General features: G+C 53.8%; 15 protein-coding genes and 1 pseudogene. 10 read left to right on the top strand and 6 right to left on the bottom strand.

Annotated elements, in window-relative coordinates; translation table 11 throughout:
* The first annotated feature begins 70 nt into the window (after positions 1–70).
* The 5 genes and pseudogenes from IAE55_RS19450 to IAE55_RS19470 all read left to right on the top strand — a co-directional run bounded on the left by IAE55_RS19450 (position 71) and on the right by IAE55_RS19470 (position 3,643).
* Entirely contained in the window at positions 71–1,159 is a 1,089-nt protein-coding gene (locus IAE55_RS19450) for an amidohydrolase family protein (protein ID WP_200633623.1), read from the top strand.
* A 28-nt stretch (positions 1,160–1,187) separates the two neighbouring features.
* Positions 1,188–1,598 carry a Rieske (2Fe-2S) protein gene (locus tag IAE55_RS19455; RefSeq protein ID WP_105443884.1) on the top strand — a complete coding sequence of 137 codons (411 nt, stop codon included), beginning with the start codon at positions 1,188–1,190 and terminating at the stop codon, positions 1,596–1,598.
* Positions 1,599–1,730: 132 nt separating this feature from the next.
* The gene (locus IAE55_RS19460; protein WP_200633624.1) at positions 1,731–2,684 is read left to right on the top strand and encodes a D-2-hydroxyacid dehydrogenase family protein; all 954 of its coding nucleotides are present in this window, start codon (positions 1,731–1,733) and stop codon (positions 2,682–2,684) included.
* Position 2,685: 1 nt separating this feature from the next.
* Positions 2,686–2,817, top strand: a pseudogene (locus tag IAE55_RS19465) (N-acetylmannosamine-6-phosphate 2-epimerase); the annotation flags it as partial.
* Between the two features lie 226 nt (positions 2,818–3,043).
* On the top strand, positions 3,044–3,643 hold the full coding sequence (locus IAE55_RS19470; protein ID WP_200633625.1) for a short chain dehydrogenase: 600 nt from the start codon (positions 3,044–3,046) through the stop codon (positions 3,641–3,643).
* Between the two features lie 210 nt (positions 3,644–3,853).
* On the opposite strand, the gene IAE55_RS19475 is transcribed toward IAE55_RS19470, so the two are convergent.
* The 4 genes from IAE55_RS19475 to IAE55_RS19490 form a co-directional block, all read right to left on the bottom strand.
* A complete protein-coding gene (locus IAE55_RS19475; protein ID WP_200633626.1) occupies positions 3,854–4,558 on the bottom strand; it encodes a DUF421 domain-containing protein in 705 nt (234 codons plus the stop codon).
* A gap of 268 nt (positions 4,559–4,826) precedes the next feature.
* A complete protein-coding gene (locus IAE55_RS19480; protein ID WP_200633627.1) occupies positions 4,827–5,444 on the bottom strand; it encodes a hypothetical protein in 618 nt (205 codons plus the stop codon).
* Positions 5,445–5,648: 204 nt separating this feature from the next.
* A complete protein-coding gene (locus IAE55_RS19485; RefSeq protein WP_200633628.1) occupies positions 5,649–6,671 on the bottom strand; it encodes a cytochrome d ubiquinol oxidase subunit II in 1,023 nt (340 codons plus the stop codon).
* Positions 6,668–8,014, bottom strand: a complete 1,347-nt coding sequence (locus tag IAE55_RS19490; protein WP_145022664.1) for a cytochrome ubiquinol oxidase subunit I — start codon at positions 8,012–8,014, stop codon at positions 6,668–6,670. Before IAE55_RS19490 ends, IAE55_RS19485 begins: the two co-directional genes overlap by 4 nt.
* Before the next feature lie 197 nt (positions 8,015–8,211).
* Here IAE55_RS19490 and IAE55_RS19495 point away from each other — a divergent pair, with 197 nt between their 5' ends.
* The 5 genes from IAE55_RS19495 to IAE55_RS19515 all read left to right on the top strand — a co-directional run bounded on the left by IAE55_RS19495 (position 8,212) and on the right by IAE55_RS19515 (position 14,230).
* A complete protein-coding gene (locus IAE55_RS19495; RefSeq protein ID WP_200633629.1) occupies positions 8,212–8,577 on the top strand; it encodes a MerR family transcriptional regulator in 366 nt (121 codons plus the stop codon).
* Positions 8,578–8,688: 111 nt separating this feature from the next.
* Positions 8,689–9,624 carry an NAD(P)-dependent oxidoreductase gene (locus tag IAE55_RS19500; RefSeq protein WP_200633630.1) on the top strand — a complete coding sequence of 312 codons (936 nt, stop codon included), beginning with the start codon at positions 8,689–8,691 and terminating at the stop codon, positions 9,622–9,624.
* Between the two features lie 307 nt (positions 9,625–9,931).
* Positions 9,932–12,733 (top strand): glycoside hydrolase family 2 TIM barrel-domain containing protein, encoded by a 2,802-nt coding sequence (locus tag IAE55_RS19505; RefSeq protein ID WP_234489704.1) that lies wholly within the window; start codon positions 9,932–9,934, stop codon positions 12,731–12,733.
* 137 nt (positions 12,734–12,870) lie between these two features.
* Complete coding sequence (locus IAE55_RS19510) at positions 12,871–13,473, top strand: TetR/AcrR family transcriptional regulator (RefSeq protein ID WP_200633631.1); 603 nt, start codon at positions 12,871–12,873, stop codon at positions 13,471–13,473.
* Positions 13,474–13,660: 187 nt separating this feature from the next.
* Complete coding sequence (locus IAE55_RS19515) at positions 13,661–14,230, top strand: VanZ family protein (protein ID WP_234489705.1); 570 nt, start codon at positions 13,661–13,663, stop codon at positions 14,228–14,230.
* Between the two features lie 186 nt (positions 14,231–14,416).
* Here IAE55_RS19515 and IAE55_RS19520 read toward each other — a convergent pair whose 3' ends face one another.
* Together IAE55_RS19520 and IAE55_RS19525 are read right to left on the bottom strand one after the other, a co-directional pair.
* Complete coding sequence (locus tag IAE55_RS19520) at positions 14,417–15,289, bottom strand: ergot alkaloid biosynthesis protein (RefSeq protein WP_200633632.1); 873 nt, start codon at positions 15,287–15,289, stop codon at positions 14,417–14,419.
* 34 nt (positions 15,290–15,323) lie between these two features.
* Positions 15,324–15,719: a nuclear transport factor 2 family protein gene (locus IAE55_RS19525; RefSeq protein ID WP_200633633.1), complete on the bottom strand. Its 396-nt coding sequence runs from the start codon at positions 15,717–15,719 to the stop codon at positions 15,324–15,326.
* Positions 15,720–15,833: the final 114 nt, after the last annotated feature.

Below are 15,833 nucleotides of genomic sequence, written 5' to 3' on the forward strand. Positions count from 1 at the left end.
CGGCGGAATTGCCGCTTGTTTTTGTATGCGCTTGCAAAGAGTCTACTACGTTAAGGAGGTTGAGGAAGTAATGGAGCAGCAGGTACAACCCGAAACGAAGAAAACGAGGGGCGGCCGGACCTACGGCATTATCGATTGCGACGTTCATCCGTCCCCCATAAACACGGACGAAATCCGGTCTTACATGTCCCAGCCGTGGAAAGACCGCTATCACGGAAGCACGCGGGGCTTTTTCGGCAATCCAGTTCACGGCGCGCGTCTGGACGCGACGCCCCCAGGGGGCGGCCCGACCGGCTCCAACCCCGATTTTTTGCGGGAGCAGCTCATCGACAAATATGGCCATGCGTATGCGATTTTGCTGCCGCGTGCTTTCTGCAATCTTCAACCCGACCCTGATTTCGGAACCGCGATCGCTGCCGCATTCAACGATTGGCTGGCCGACACTTGGCTCGGCAAGTACAACCATGACGGCGTGTTCAAAGGATCGATTACGGTCAACCATCAGGACCCGCAGGCTGCTGCTCGGGAAATCGAGCGATGGGACGGGCACCCGCATTTCGTCCAAGTCATGACTGATTCGGGTGCCCGGGCCCCTTTCGGACAGCGGCAGTATTACCCTATCTACGAGGCATGCGAACGCCACGGCCTTCCCTTCGCCATCCATCCGGGCACGGACGGCATGGGTATCAACATCCAGCCTTCTCCCGGTTACCCCACGCATTATATCGAATGGCATACCTGTCTTTCCCTGGGCTTTCAGGCCCATCTCGTCAGCTTCCTTACTGAAGGCGTGTTCGAACGCTTCCCGAATTTCAAAATCGTCTTGACCGAGGGCGGCGTCGCTTGGCTGCCCGGATTGATGTGGCGCCTCAACGCGGAGTATAAGGCGCTACGGTACGAGGTTCCGTGGATGAAACGCCGCCCGAGCGACTACCTGCGAGATCATGTCCGGCTCTCCTCCCAACCGCTGGAGCGGCCCGATGATGACCGCGAGCTGCTGCAGATGCTGGAGATGATGGACGCGAAGCACATTCTGATGTTCGCGAGCGATTATCCGCACTGGGATTTCGATTCGCCTACGCAAACCTTTCCGAGACTGCCTGAAGAGATGCACCGGCGGATTTTCTTCGAAAATGCACGCGAACTGTATAACCTATAACCTATTCGGCTGGGAGGAAGCGTGAGAGATGGGTAGACATGTGATCGGAGCCGCGGCGGAACTGCCTCCGGGCAAGAACAAGATCGTGATGGTCGAAGGACGTTCCGTCGGAGTGTTTAACGTAAACGGCAGCTATTATGCGCTGAAAAATGCCTGTCCGCATCAAGGCGCCCCGCTGTGCATGGGCCGGGTGACCGGGATGACCCTGCCGTCCGAGCCGGGACAGTATTTGTATGGAAGGGACGGCGAGATTTTGCGGTGTCCGTGGCACGGCTGGGAGTTTGACATTACGAACGGCAAGTCGATCTTTGATCCGCATAAATGTCTGGTAAAGACTTATAAGGTGGAGATCGAGGAGGGGCATACCGAGGAAGAAAGCCCTTCCGTTGAAACTTATGAGGTCAAAGTGGAGGATGCGAAGATCGTCGTCTATATTTAACGGGGACGAACGGTATGAACCCGGGCTGAAGGTATCAGTCGCAGCGGCCGACAATTTCGGGAGCTTGGCAAACCTTTCGCCGTATGCGATGATGGGTTCATATATTCGCTCGGGAAGGGGAAATAACGGATAATGAAATGCGCAATTCTGGACGATTATCAACAGGTTGCCTTATCGATGACGGACTGGTCCGCCGTCGCGGAGCGCGTCGAGCTCCGCGTATTCGATCATCATTTCGATGACGAGGAGGAGCTGGCCGCCGCGATCGAAGATTGCGAGATCGTCGTCATTATGAGGGAGCGGACGCCGTTCCGGGAATCGCTGTTCCGGCGTCTGCCGCGCCTGAAGCTGCTGGTCACGACAGGCATGCGCAACGCCTCGGTCGATCTGGCCGCGGCTGCGGAACGAGGCGTCGTTGTATGCGGGACGCGAGGAGGCGGCGAGGGGACGACGGAGCTGACTTGGGCGCTCATTCTCGGGCTCGCAAGAAGGCTGGTACAGGAGAACGAAGCGCTGCGCAGCGGCGGAGCCTGGCAAAGCACGATCGGCGTAGACCTGATCGGCAAACGGTTAGGGCTGCTCGGCCTCGGCCATATCGGAAGCAACGTCGCGCGCATCGGGCAGGCGTTCGGCATGGAGGTTATGGCCTGGAGCCAGAACTTGACCGCCGACAAAGCCGCCGCCGCGGGAGTGAAGCTCGCATCGTCGAAGGACGAGCTGCTGGAGAGCAGCGATTTCGTCTCCATCCATGTCGTGCTCAGTGACCGCACGAGAGGGTTGATCGGCGCGCGGGAGCTTGGACTCATGCGTCCGTCCGCCTACCTCATCAACACCTCGCGGGCACCGATCGTTGACCGCGAGGCTTTGATCGAAGCCTTGCGCAGCGGCAAGATCGCGGGTGCCGGCTTGGACGTATTCGAGCAGGAGCCGCTGCCTATAGACGACCCGCTCCGGACGATGCCGAACGTGCTGGCCACGCCGCATATCGGTTACGTTACCGAAGCGACCTACCGCGCCTACTTCCGCGGCATCGTCGAGGCGATCGATGCGTACCTGAAAGGCTCGCCCGTGAATGTGATTGGGTAACGAAGGCGATGTCATCACGCCGGACATGTTCAGCCGCTGTCTCGAGCTTGGCGCATACGCCGCCGTCGTAGGCGGTGCTATTACGAGGCCGAAGGAAATTACGTTCCGAATCGTACAGGCATCCGCGAGATGATTTTTTAATGGATTTGGTGATTATTTTAAATCCCTGATTCGTCAGTATCTCTGATGTATCCGGGTTTTTTATTTTAATATAGGGGCATTTTTGGGAGCAGCATATTCAGATACGCCAAACCAAATCAGTGCAGCCCACATTGATGGAAATTCTCCTATTGTGTTAAAATTTCTTGTGTTTGTTCAATCAGATTGCCGAATAATAGCTGGCACAGGAGGGTTCGAACATGAAAATATTGATCGTCGGCGCAACGGGTACGCTTGGAACGGCGGTTCGCCGTGAATTGGAGCAGAGCCATGAGATCATTACGGCCGGACGCAAAGGGGCTGACGTCACCGTCGATATGTCGGTACCTGATAGCATCATCGCCATGTATGATGCTGTCGGCAAGGTCGATGCGGTGATCTGCACCGCCGGACAAGCTTACTTCGGTCCGCTGCAGGAATTAACACCGGAACGTAATGAAATCGCGGTCTTAGGGAAGCTGAAAGGACAAATCAACCTTGTGCTGCTGGGGTTGGACCATGTAAATGATCAAGGAAGCTTTACCCTGACTACCGGTATTATTATGGACAGTCCCATTGTGGGCGGAATCTCATCAGCGATGGCGGGCGGTGCCATCAAAGCCTTCGTACAGTCGGCAGCCATTGAAATGCCAAGAGGAATCCGGATCAACAATGTCAGCCCAAATGTACTGGAGGAGTCCATGGATACCTATGGACCCTATTTCCCGGGCTTTGAGCCTGTACCTGCTAGAAGAGCTGCCTTAGCGTTCCGGAAAAGTGTGGAAGGTGCCCAGACCGGACAAACTTATACGGTCTATTGAAGTAAGACGACCGAAGCGAATGTTGTTGTCCGTAAAGTCGAAGCTAGATTAACAATTGAATGTAGCTGTCAGCGAACAAGAAACTTTGGCAGATATGCAGAGCCAGTGGTTGGAGGATATCCAGCGACTGGCTCTTTTTATGCAGTTCCTCGTTCTGCTATCCTCTACAGGATCCGAAGGTTGGCAAATCGAATGATGGAACCCCAGGTCCTACCTGCCGCTAGCGTCTTTGTCATAAGTCTGGACGTAAATACCGTCCCCTTCCTGCCATTCGGCGATCAGAACGTCTTTATAATCGGTTATGTGATACGGTTCCAGCTGTGCTCTCAACCAGGATTCGTCAAATCCGAGATCCTTGATTTCGTCCCATAACACCTTCCCGTCGCGGATAATCGTTACGGGAACGTATACCGGTTTGTCAGGCAGGTTTAAGTCCTCCCCGGTCGTTTTCTGATACTTGGACTTTTTTAAAATGCTGAGGGAGCCGTCGGCCTCCAAATAGCAGAAGGCGACCTCCCGAATCGAGAAGGTTTCGCTCTGGCGGAGCAAGCTTTGCAGCTGGTTTATGTTCATCCGGTTTTTCTTCAGCGCCTGAAGATCCAGGACGCCGTTTTTGATCAATGCAGAAGGCTTGCCCTCAAATATCCCCCGGAAAAACAGCGATTTTTGCCCCAGGTATTCGATAATGACAAGCAGCACTCCCCACAGGCAGATGGAATAGACGATATAAGACAACCCGACTTTCGGTTCATACAAGGCGTTTCCGAGCAGCTCTCCAAACACGATGGAGGCGATGAAGGTGAAGGGGGTAATTTGTTTTATGATTTTTCTTCCGGCAAATCTCACGATCACGAACAATAAAAAAAATCCGACGATTAGTTTGAGGGTTACGGGCCCTAAATGTATTTCCGGCATATCATTAACCTCGCAGCGGCTTCTATTTTGGATTACATTCTATGTATGCCCATATTGCGCCCGATATTTACTATCTACGTTTCAAGCTGGACGGTAACACAAAAGAACCGGCATTTGGCCGGTTCCTGGATTAAGGATAAGTATGTGCATCTGAGATTTTGATTTCCGATATCGCAAGGAAAGCTTCCGCTAAGTGCAGCCTGCTTTCCTTGAAGATTCGTCGATCGACGTTTTCTAATGCGGCGAGTGGCGGAATGAAAGACAGATGTTACAGTTTGCTTATCGTCAGCAATCTTTTTCCCATGAACCATATGACAGTGCCGGTGCCCCACAGAATCAAGGCGGACCCAAGGCCGACTACGGACATATACGCATTGATGTGAGCCTCGCCAAAGCTGGCCTCCACAGGCAGGAACAACAGTGTTGCTAGCGCGAGCAGACACAGTAACGCCCCGGTCAGATGATAAAACTTGACCCGGAACAAAGAGGCCAGCGGAAAAAAGTGAATTCCGACAATCAGAGCGGTGACACTGGGGATCAACGCCGTGCGGCCGGCGGCATAGCAGACAGCAACCGCAATGGCGATTGCGGCACCCTCTGCCGCAAAGACGATATTGAAACGGATGGCGATCCGTTTGCCGGGCCTTGCATCAGCTACTGCGCTTTGATCCTTGATCTTCCGCGACCCACGGATCAGCGAGGCACCTCCGATGAACAGCACAACCCCAATGGCGACAGCTGCGGCTAACCACAAAGGAGCTGCTAACTCCTGCAATCCCATGATGCCGGTATACGCCCACAGCGTACCGAATAAGGCCATAAAAAAAACGCCGCTTGCCGTTCCGCGTATGGCGGAACTATGGATGGTGCCAGATGGTTTTTTCATAATATTAACTCCTCCGAATGGATATGATCTTCACTGGATTCATCATATCAAACGGACCGAACCCCCAGGTATTCACGGTTGTCATGACTTTGATGTGACAGTTGTCATCAATTTCCCTATGCTCCAACGCCGCAATATTTCGGCAGTATGCCATGCCAAAGAAGCCGACCGGCAATGGGCGCCGGTCAGCTTCTGCAGGTCGTATTATTTTGTCCGCAAATACCGCTTGTCCTTCAGGAATAACCACCAGAACAAAATAAACGCCGGCAGCAGAATGACGGTGCCGAAGCCGTAGCCCCAGAGCAGCGACACGAACATCGAGTGGTTCGTAAAACCGGCCTCCACGGTCAGGTCGGGGTGTACGATGTAGGGCATATGCGCTCTCCCGTAGGCGTAGCTCGCAAGGGCAAACTGCAGGATCACGGCGATAACGGACAAGCGCAGCCAGCCTTTTCTGCCGTTTTTCCGGCGGATCCACAGTGCACCGTACCCGATGGCAAAAGCGACGACCGACAGCAAGAACCACACCGACTGCTCCTGCATTCGGGCTACGATCCATAAGGCTTCCGGAACCATCGTAAACGTCGCCAGGACGGCCATCGCCAGCGCCAGCGGCCCCAGAACGACCGCGATGGAGCGGTAGTGCTGCGAGACCTGTTCGTCGCCGGCTTCCCGGCCGTAGTCGGACAGGAACAAGGCCGACAGGAACAGCTCGGTCAGAATGCCGAAGCCGACGTGGGCGTACAGCGTGGCGCTGGTCAGCAGCTTCCCGAACTCCAGCTGGGGAAACCCCTGGCTCATGTGAATAAATCCGCCGAGCGAAATCGGCAGTACGCTGACGAGCAGACCTGGGATCAGCAGTCCGGTGACGCCGGACACGATCCGAAGCGCCAGTTCATGCTTCTGGACAGAGTACGAATAGACGATGAACGCGCTCCGAAACAGCAGCAGGACGAGCACCAGGCTCACTGGCACGAGCAGGAGCGTGCCCAGGACATAAGCGGCCCGGGGGAAAAAGCCGACCAGCGCGACCACGAGCAGGACGAGGAAGACGTTGGTGACTTCCCAGGAAGGGGACAGGAAGCGATTGGCGATGTCGGCCGCATGCGGATTCCGTCTGCTGAACACCATGGACCAGAAACCGGCGCCGAAGTCGATGGAACCGGCGATGGAATAGATGAAAATAAAGCACCAGAGAATGGTGATCGCAAGCTGCGTGTCGCTCATAGGCTTCTCCCCTCTCCGTTTACGCCCTCCACCCCGTCGAAGGTGACCGGATGCCGTTTGAAATAGTAGTACATCACCACGGCCGTGACGATGAGCAGAAAAACATACAGGCCAAGGAAAAGGACAAACAGCGAGCCGAGATGCTGCGCCTTCGTCGCGGCCGACGCCGTCGTCTGCATATGGTAGATCGTCCACGGCTGACGCCCCGTACAGCTGAACACCCAGCCCGTTTCAATGCCGATCATGGACAGCGGGCCGGCCAGCAGCAGGGCGGACAGCAGCCACCTCGGATAGGGACGCTTGGTCAGCAGCCGCAGACCGACCGTAAAGGCCGATGCGAGGATCAGCAGCGTGCCGATCCCGACCATGACGTTGAACAGCGTATGAATGATCAGCGGAGGCCACTGATCCTCCGGAAAATCGTTCAGACCCTTCACCACCGTGTCGAACCGGTTGCCCGCCAGAAAGCTGAGCGCCCACGGAATTTCGATGGCGCCTTTAATACTGCGGGTTTCTTTATCAGTGACACCGCCGATCGCGAGCGGAGCATAGGCTTGGGTCTCAAAGAGTCCCTCGGCCGCCGCCAGCTTCTCGGGTTGATGCTCATGCAGCATTTGCGCGGTTTCGTGGCCGCTCAGCGCCGTCATGAGCGAAATGATCCCGCCGATGAGCAGTCCAAGGAACAGGCTCTTCTGGTGATAGGACCGCTCGCGTTCCGACGATCCGCGCTTCAGCAGCTTATAGGCGGCAACCGAAGCGACCGCAAACGCGCCGGTCATATAGGCCGAGAGCAGGACATGCATGGCCGTCGTCGGCAGGCTCGGGTTGAACACGGCCGCCCATGGATGGACGTCAAACACCCGGCCATTTTCCATCCGGAAGCCGCTGGGCGTATTCATCCAGGCGTGGGCGTCGGTAATGAGCACAGCGGACATGCTGGATCCGATCGCAACAAAGATGACACTCAGAATCCGCAGGGTTGGCGGAAGCCGATCCGCCGCGTAGACATAGATGGACATGAACAGCGCCTCGAGGAAAAATGCCCAGATCTCAATCTGGAAGGGAAGCGCGATCACTTGGCCGACGATTTCCATAAAGCCGGGCCACAAGAGGGACAGCATCACGCCGACCAGGGTTCCCGACGGAATGGCGACGCCAAGGAGAATGGCGAGGCCTTTGGTCCAGCGTTTGGCGAGCGTGGCGTAGTCCTTGTCCTTTTTCACCTGGTACAAAATTTCCGCGATGACGATCATGAAGGGGATGCCTACCCCGAGTGTCGCAAAGATGATATGAAACGCCATGGACGATCCGAACAGTGACCGTGCCAGCATAACGTTATCCATAAGAAGCCTCCGTTCTGAGCGTAAAGTCGCATCTTATTGTGAACCAAGGTTATCCAAAGTATTCCTGCACAGATAAATAACGCCAAGAGCGTAAAGCGGCCGGAACAGAGAGTAAGCGGGCGGGGACAATGGATTGTGGCTGTAACCATCCTGACTGTATAATGAAGATAAGATGACTAGGAAAGGGGCGACCCGGAGTGAAAATCAGCGAATTGTCGCAATTAACCCATGTCAGTGCCCGCTCGATCCGTCATTACGAAAATAAAGGTCTTCTAATCGCCGACAGACTAAATAACGATTACCGGGATTTCCCTGAATCGGCCGTCGGGCGGGTCAAGGCGATCCAGCTGTACTTGAAACTGGGATTGACGGTTGAAGAGATCAAAGCGTTATTCAGAACGGAAGTGGCCGATCCTGACGGTTATGAATATTGCGAGGAGATGCTGGCCACGTATGAGGGAAAGCTGCAGCAGGTAAATGAGCAGATCGAAGCCTTGCACGGGCTGAAGACATTACTGGAAAGGCAAATCGCCTTCACCAACGGGAAAAAGAACGTCGTATAGCCAAGACAGCACTGGAGCGCCGGAAGCATGCTCCGGTTTTTTTATGTTGACATTGACACTAGTGTAAACCTTTATGATGGGCTTAATCTCGTGATGAAGGGAGCTTTACCTATGAATACAGGTTTTCCAAATGACAACCGTCAAGCTGGCGATTCGTATGCGGCCGGCCATTCCAAATCAATCACCCTCATCGGACTCGGCCCGATGGGACAGGCGATGGCGCGCGTACTGCTTGACCGCGGCTATGCCGTGACCTTGTGGAACCGGACCCTCGGCAAGGTGGAAGAGCTTGTCCAGCAAGGTGCCGTCCAGGCCGAGACGGTTGGCGAAGCTTTGGATGCGAATGAGCTTACGATACTTAGCCTCACCGATTACGACGTCATGTACACTATTTTCGAACCGGCCATAGAGCGCTTAGCAGGCAAAACGATCGTCAACCTGAGCTCGGACACGCCGGCGAACGCCCGTAAGGCGGCGGAGTGGCTAGCGGACCGCGGCGCCCGTCTCGTCACTGGTGGCGTGCAGGTTCCTCCTTCAGGGATCGGCCAATCCGGATCCTACACGTATTACAGCGGGCCAAGGGAGGCGTTTGAGGCTTATAAGGAGACGCTGGAGGTGTTGACCGGCACCGATTACAGGGGAGAGGATCCCGGACTTTCCATGGTGTATTACCAGATCCAAATGGACATGTTCTGGACATCCATGCTCAGCTATTTACATGCGCTTGCGCTGGCTGACGCAAATGGCATTTCAGCGGAACAGCTTCTGCCGTATGCTTCAGCGACCCTGTCGTCGCTGCCGGGCTTCATCGCGTTCTATACGCCTCGCCTTGACGAGGGGCTGCATCCCGGCGATGTGGACAGACTGGCCATGGGTGTGGCGAGCGTCCAGCATGTCGTGCATACAGCAGAAGATGCGGGGATTGATGCTGCTTTACCGGCTGCCGTTCTCCAGATTTTCAGGCGGGGAATGGACCAAGGATATGCCGGGAACAGCTTTACCAGCCTGATTGAAACGTTCAAAGCAGCCAAAGTGCGGAACACATGACCCGCAATGCCGAAGCCTGACTCCATTTGGAGTTCAGGCTTTTTTGTACTGTATCTGAGAAGCCGATTGACCTTCGTCAAGGTCTAGGGGTATACTTTATTCAATTTTTCAGAATACGTTTTCGTAGCTCGGCATGAGCAAAAAAACGAGAGTCTGTTTTACATATAACGATATAAGTTGACCTATCGTAGGGACATTTTACGTACTTGCTCCTATCGTTCATTTCAAATTTTCAACTTATACAGCTTCTGTTTCTATGACTATGTATGCGCTGCATGCAGCGTAACGATCTCAAGGAGGTTATCATTTGCTTACTACATTAAATCTAGCCGGAATTTGGGAACTCCAACTGGATGGGGAGAAGTCCGGATTGCAAACGCCGTTCACCGATACGATGGAGCTCCCGGGCACGACATCCCATGCCCGAAAAGGGGAGCGGAACGAAGCCGCAGAGATCGGCTCGCTGACGGATGAGTATCGTTTTGAAGGCTATGCCTGGTTTTCACGGACGTTTGAAGTGGACGCATCACTCACGGGGTTACCCTGCCTCCTTTACCTGGAGCGTACGCGTGTGACAACCGTTTGGATCGACGGTGAGGAATTGGGCAGCCGTAACAGTCTGAGCACCCCCCATGTGTACGAGATCTCCGGAGGACTGACGGCAGGAACGCATACGATGCTCATTCGCGTCGACAACACGAACTATCCGACCAAAGGCGGCCATCTTACATCCCCGGATACGCAGACGAACTGGAACGGCATCACCGGACGGATCGAGCTGCAATTTACGGGCCAGCGTTACCTGCAAAATGTCCAGGTCTATCCGGATACAGCAAGCCGCTCGGTCACCGTCAAGGCGTGCCGCGTGGGCATTTCCGCAGACAAGCTGGTCGTGTCAGCATCCGGATTCAACGGCGATTACGAGCATCGGCCGGAGGCGCAATCGTTCAGCCTTTCCGATGATCGCGAGGTCGTTATCACATACCCGCTCGGTGAAGACGCCAGACTGTGGAGCGAGTTCGATCCCTACCTGTACAAGCTGAACCTTCGTCTGGAGGACGAGGAAGGAACGCTGCTGGACGTGACCGAAATCGTATTCGGACTGCGGGCATTCCAGGCTGATGGCGATAAGTTTACCATTAACGGGGTCCGGACCTTTTTGCGCGGGAAGCATGACGGCCTCATTTTCCCGTTGACAGCCTATGCGCCGACAACCGTTGACGAATGGCTGCGGGTGCTTACCATTGCCAAATCGTACGGCATCAACCATTATCGCTTCCATACCTGCTGTCCGCCGGAAGCCGCTTTTACCGCGGCCGATCTGCTGGGGATCTATATGGAGCCGGAGCTGCCGTTCTGGGGAACCGTCACCGACGAATCCGATCCGAATCATAACGCCGCCGAACAGGAATACCTGATCCAGGAAGGGTTCTCCATGCTGGAGAGCTTCGGCAATCATCCGTCTTTTGTCATGATGTCGCTCGGGAACGAGCTGTGGGGGAGCAAGGCGCGCCTCAGTGAAATCCTTGCCGCTTACAAAGCGTTCGATGACCGCCCCTTGTATACGCAAGGATCGAACAACTTCCAGTTCGTGCCGGACATTCTCCCGGAGGAGGATTTTTTCTGCGGCGTCCGATTCTCGCGGGATCGTCTCTTCCGCGGATCCTACGCCATGTGTGACGCGCCGCAGGGCCACGTGCAGACGGACATGCCAAGCACCCGCAAAGATTATGACGAGCAGATCCAGCCGTCCGTCATCGGTAAAGGACCGGAGGAAGGGACCGGGAACAGCATCCAGATCCAGTACGGAACAGGTACGAAGACCGTGCAGGCGTCAGCCGTAGAAGAACAATTGATCCCCCGCATTCCGGTCGTTTCGCACGAGATCGGACAGTATGCCACCTTCCCGAATTTTGGCGAGATCGAAAAATACACGGGTCCCCTCAAAGCCCGCAATTTCGAAACGTTCCGGAAACGGCTCGAAGATAAGGGGCTTGGCCATTTGGCGGAAGCATACTTTTGGAACTCGGGGCAGCTGGCGGTAGACTGCTATAAGGAGGAGCTGGAAGCTGCTTTCCGGTCCCGACGGCTGGCAGGGTTCCAGCTGTTGGATCTCCAGGATTTCAGCGGCCAAGGGACGGCGCTTGTGGGTGTGCTGGATGCTTTTATGGACAGCAAGGGCTTGGTGGCTCCGGAGGAGTGGCGGACGTTCTGCTCCGACGCCGTGCTGCTGGCGCGTTTTGACAAATATCATTTTACAGCCGGCGAGCGTTTCGATGCGCACGTCGAACTGGCTTATTTCCGCGGCATACCGCTAAACGCGGCTGAGGTGGTCTGGAACGTTGCGGAAGGCGGGACGATACTGGCCGAAGGAACGCTGGCTGCAGAAGTATCAAAAGACGACAACTACGTCGATTTCGGGGATATCTCCTTTGTGGTTCCTGAACCTGCGGGAATGACACAGGTCACCTTGTCACTCGCCATCACCGGGACGGATATCCGTAAAACCTACCCGCTCTGGCTCTACCCGTCTGGAGTGACTGTCGATGAATCTGCCGAGCAATGGGTAACCGCACTGGACCCAGGTGTCCTGGCGCGTCTTGCGCAGGGAGAGTCTCTGCTGCTTACGCCTGACCCGGCCCGGCTGGAATCCGCCGTAGACGGTACGTACTGCACGGATTTCTGGTGTTATCCGATGTTCCGGTCGATATCGGAGAGCATGAACAAGCCTGTGCCTGTCGGTACGATGGGACTGCTGATCGATCACTTGCATCCGGCACTGCGGCATTTTCCAAGCGTGTCGCATTCGACGTATCCTTGGTGGAGCATCGCGACCCACTCACGTCCGCTCATTCTGGACGAACTGTCCCAAGCATTGTCGCCGATCGTTCAGACGATTGACAATTTTGAGCGCAACCATAAGCTGGGCCTCTTGTTCGAGTGCCGGGTCGGCGCCGGCAGGCTCCTCGTCTGTCCGCTGAATACGGAAGCGGTGATTGGTACGCCGGAGGGCAAGCAGTTCCTGCACAGCCTGATCGAATATGTACGATCCGAAGACTTTGATCCGCAGGTTGAGCTTGCGCCTTCCGAGCTTCAGGCCATCCTGTAAGCTCACGATCTTCAGGAGGGCTCCATCCAAACCGGACGTTGCTGAAAACACGGGGACGTTTGGTTGAGCAAAGCTGCCGCTGACGTTGCAGCTCCCCGTAATTTGCCCTATGATGAGAGAGAAAAGGGGAGCTGAGCGTGGCAAGAACCAAAGCATTTGATACGAATGAAGTTCTGCATAAAGCGATGAAGGTTTTCGGGAGCCGGGGCTACGAGGGCACTACGCTGCCGGACCTGCTAACCGGGCTGGGCATCGCCCGCCAGAGTTTGTATGACACGTACGGCACGAAGCGTGACCTGTTCGTGACAGCCGTCAAATATTATATGGATCGAAAAAATCGCGATTTGCTGGAATTGATGGACCAGCCGGGTGCGGTTATGGATAAAGTGAAGCTGGCTTTCACTGCGATGATCAGCGCTCTGGCGGACCCGGAGCTGCGCCGGGAGTGCTTTATCATCAGCAGCGCGATTGAGTATGCGCCTCATGACGAGGAGCTGGCCGCCTATATCCGCTCCAACACCGAACAGGTGGAGCAGGCTTTCTATAGCATGCTGGAGCGCGGGAAGGAGCGGGGCGAGATAGATCCGGAAACCCATATCCGCGAGCTGGCCCGCTTTCTGGCGCATGAACGGATATCCTTGGTCGTTGCGGCAAAGATGGGGATGGATGAACAGAACCTGTTGGGGATCATGGAGATCGTGCTGTCGGTCGTCAATCCAAGTAAAAGTCATGTTGAATAGAAGCGGTGCACAAAAAGGGCAATCCCGTGGTCATCGGTCATGATCATGGGGATAGCCTTTCTTCATGTTGCTTAAAGAGTAAATAAGCTATTACAAGCGTAGTAGAATGGTTTTACACGTAGGGCGGCTTAAAGCCAAAGCCGATGTGAATTTTGTGAACTGAACACTGGAGCATAGGCGGGGAAAAATGAAAATGAAAAACGGAAGTATGATGAGTACACAAGAGAGAATGGAAACTGCCTTTTTATATGCAGTGTTCATTTGTTACATCCTTTTTTTATGTAAATTATTGTTCTTATCAAGGGTTTCGCTTGTGGATTTGTTCAATAGTCAAAGGACTGTAGATAGGTCGATCAATCTCATCCCTTTTCATAGTATAAAGGACTATATATTTAGCAACTCTGCCACGATAAAAAAATTCGCTTTTGCTAATGTGGTTGGCAATATCGTTATCTTTATTCCTCTCGGCACCTATTTGTCGTTATTTAAGAACAATAAAAGAACAACCAATCTGCTATTCATAGTAATAATAAGTTTATTTATTGAAATCATTCAGGGTCTTTTAGGCATTGGAGCATCAGACATTGATGACATCATTTTAAATGGTTTGGGTGGATTCGTCGGTGTTTTAGGGTATACGTTTTTAATGTTTATATTACGGGATAAGAAAAAAGTACGTACTGCAATTACAATACTATCGGCAATAGGATTACCCGTTCTATTATATTTATTATTTGCGGTGAGATTGCGCCTCTGAATATCTTTATTGCATAAGCAAGATGGTCCCTTACGGAAACGGAACGGACTTATGACAAAGGATTGTTCTTCTGCTTATGAACAATCGTTCTTTGCCGTAAGCCCGCTCCATGACCGTAATAAAGTCGAGCTATTCTTTTGCTAGCGTTTATTGGTTAATCAACAGCCCGAAACTATACATCGTTGCTCAGACGTAAGCCTTCTCCAGCCAGCACCGGTTGTCCCGGATAAAATCCTCCAGCGACCGCGGATTCCGCCCGGTTACTCGCAGAACCGTGTCCGTAACCTGATCTTCCACGCCTTCCGTCCGAATACGGCGATCCAGATCAGCCAGGAGTTCGGCGTAATCATTCGGAATACCGACAGTTGTAAGCGACTGTGCCAGCTGCTCTTCCGTAATGCGGCTGTACTTGACGGCCAGGCCGGTAACCCGGCTGATTATCGCTGCGGCTTCATCATAGCTGAGCGATTCGGGGCCCGTAATGATATGCTCCGTATTGTGCGGTTCCTTATCCGTCAGCGCATGGAAGGCGACGGCTGAAATATCATCCGCATCAACGAAGCCGATTTTGCCGTCTCCGGCTGCGGTGATGATTTCTCCCTGCTGGCGAATCGTATGGCCATGTCCTGCTTCCGTAAAGTTCTGCATGAAATAGGATGGCCGCAGCACGGCCCACTCAGGCACATGCTCTTTCAGGTACTGATGGACGGGGCCGAAGACCGGCCCCTGCTCCGTGACAGATGCGCTGGACAGCAGGACAAAGCGGCGGACAGAGGCGGCCAGTGCTTTGCGGATAAAAGGGATCATGACTTTATCCGGGTGCATGCCCGTCGGGGCGACGAGATAAATGGCACCAACACCTTGCAGGGCTGCTTCGTGGGTGGAATCGTCGTACCAGTCAAAGCGAACATGGTCTGCCAGCGCATTCTCCATGTTGGACGGACTTCGTCCGGCAATCCGGATGGAGCAGCCTTGGTTGATCAAAAGCTGGGCGAGGCGGGAGGAAGTTTTTCCTTGTCCTCCCGTGATTAGAATGCGATTGGATGAATCGGTATGCATAAGAACAGCTCCTTTTTTATCGTTTGGATGATGATCAAAGTGCTAACGGGTTCCAGTAGTCCTGAAACCGGACAATTTTTCCGTTCTTAACCTCTACGACAGAAATATACTTCTGCTCGTATGGTTTACCATCTGAGAGGACCGTCCCGCTTCCTTTGTACTGGGCGATAAATACCGGAGATTCCGCCGATACATGGATAAGCGGTTCGGTAAAAGAACGAATCTCAAGGAGGGTGTCCAGTCTTTCCAGGTACTCCTTCAGCGCTCTTTTACCATTTAAAAGTTGCGTTAGCGCTTCAGGCGCGTAAGGGAATTCGAAAATGACATCCTCATCAAATAAATCTAGAAAACCTTCATAATCTTTGTTCTTAATACGATCTGTGAACAATTGCATGATCGTTTCTGCTTGTGCGTAAGAAATCGTGCTCATTTCAGATGCCTCGCTTTCTGCGGTGGATTGGACCTGTTTAGCAATTCGCCAAAGGTATGGACCTAATATAACAATTCCGGACTAAATGGTCAATAATATTTTGACTAAATAGTC

This window comes from Paenibacillus sp. S28, assembly GCF_016624415.1.
Taxonomy (GTDB): Bacteria; Bacillota; Bacilli; order Paenibacillales; family Paenibacillaceae; genus Paenibacillus_AQ; species Paenibacillus_AQ favisporus.

What these genes read in the sequence shown, in the direction of transcription:
- IAE55_RS19450 (WP_200633623.1), top strand. Translation starts at nt 71, where the DNA reads ATGGAGCAGCAGGTACAACCCGAAACGAAGAAAACGAGGGGCGGCCGG.
- IAE55_RS19455 (WP_105443884.1), top strand. Translation starts at nt 1,188, where the DNA reads ATGGGTAGACATGTGATCGGAGCCGCGGCGGAACTGCCTCCGGGCAAG.
- IAE55_RS19460 (WP_200633624.1), top strand. Translation starts at nt 1,731, where the DNA reads ATGAAATGCGCAATTCTGGACGATTATCAACAGGTTGCCTTATCGATG.
- IAE55_RS19470 (WP_200633625.1), top strand. Translation starts at nt 3,044, where the DNA reads ATGAAAATATTGATCGTCGGCGCAACGGGTACGCTTGGAACGGCGGTT.
- IAE55_RS19475 (WP_200633626.1), bottom strand. Translation starts at nt 4,558, where the DNA reads ATGCCGGAAATACATTTAGGGCCCGTAACCCTCAAACTAATCGTCGGA.
- IAE55_RS19480 (WP_200633627.1), bottom strand. Translation starts at nt 5,444, where the DNA reads ATGAAAAAACCATCTGGCACCATCCATAGTTCCGCCATACGCGGAACG.
- IAE55_RS19485 (WP_200633628.1), bottom strand. Translation starts at nt 6,671, where the DNA reads ATGAGCGACACGCAGCTTGCGATCACCATTCTCTGGTGCTTTATTTTC.
- IAE55_RS19490 (WP_145022664.1), bottom strand. Translation starts at nt 8,014, where the DNA reads ATGGATAACGTTATGCTGGCACGGTCACTGTTCGGATCGTCCATGGCG.
- IAE55_RS19500 (WP_200633630.1), top strand. Translation starts at nt 8,689, where the DNA reads ATGAATACAGGTTTTCCAAATGACAACCGTCAAGCTGGCGATTCGTAT.
- IAE55_RS19515 (WP_234489705.1), top strand. Translation starts at nt 13,661, where the DNA reads ATGAAAATGAAAAACGGAAGTATGATGAGTACACAAGAGAGAATGGAA.
- IAE55_RS19520 (WP_200633632.1), bottom strand. Translation starts at nt 15,289, where the DNA reads ATGCATACCGATTCATCCAATCGCATTCTAATCACGGGAGGACAAGGA.
- IAE55_RS19525 (WP_200633633.1), bottom strand. Translation starts at nt 15,719, where the DNA reads ATGAGCACGATTTCTTACGCACAAGCAGAAACGATCATGCAATTGTTC.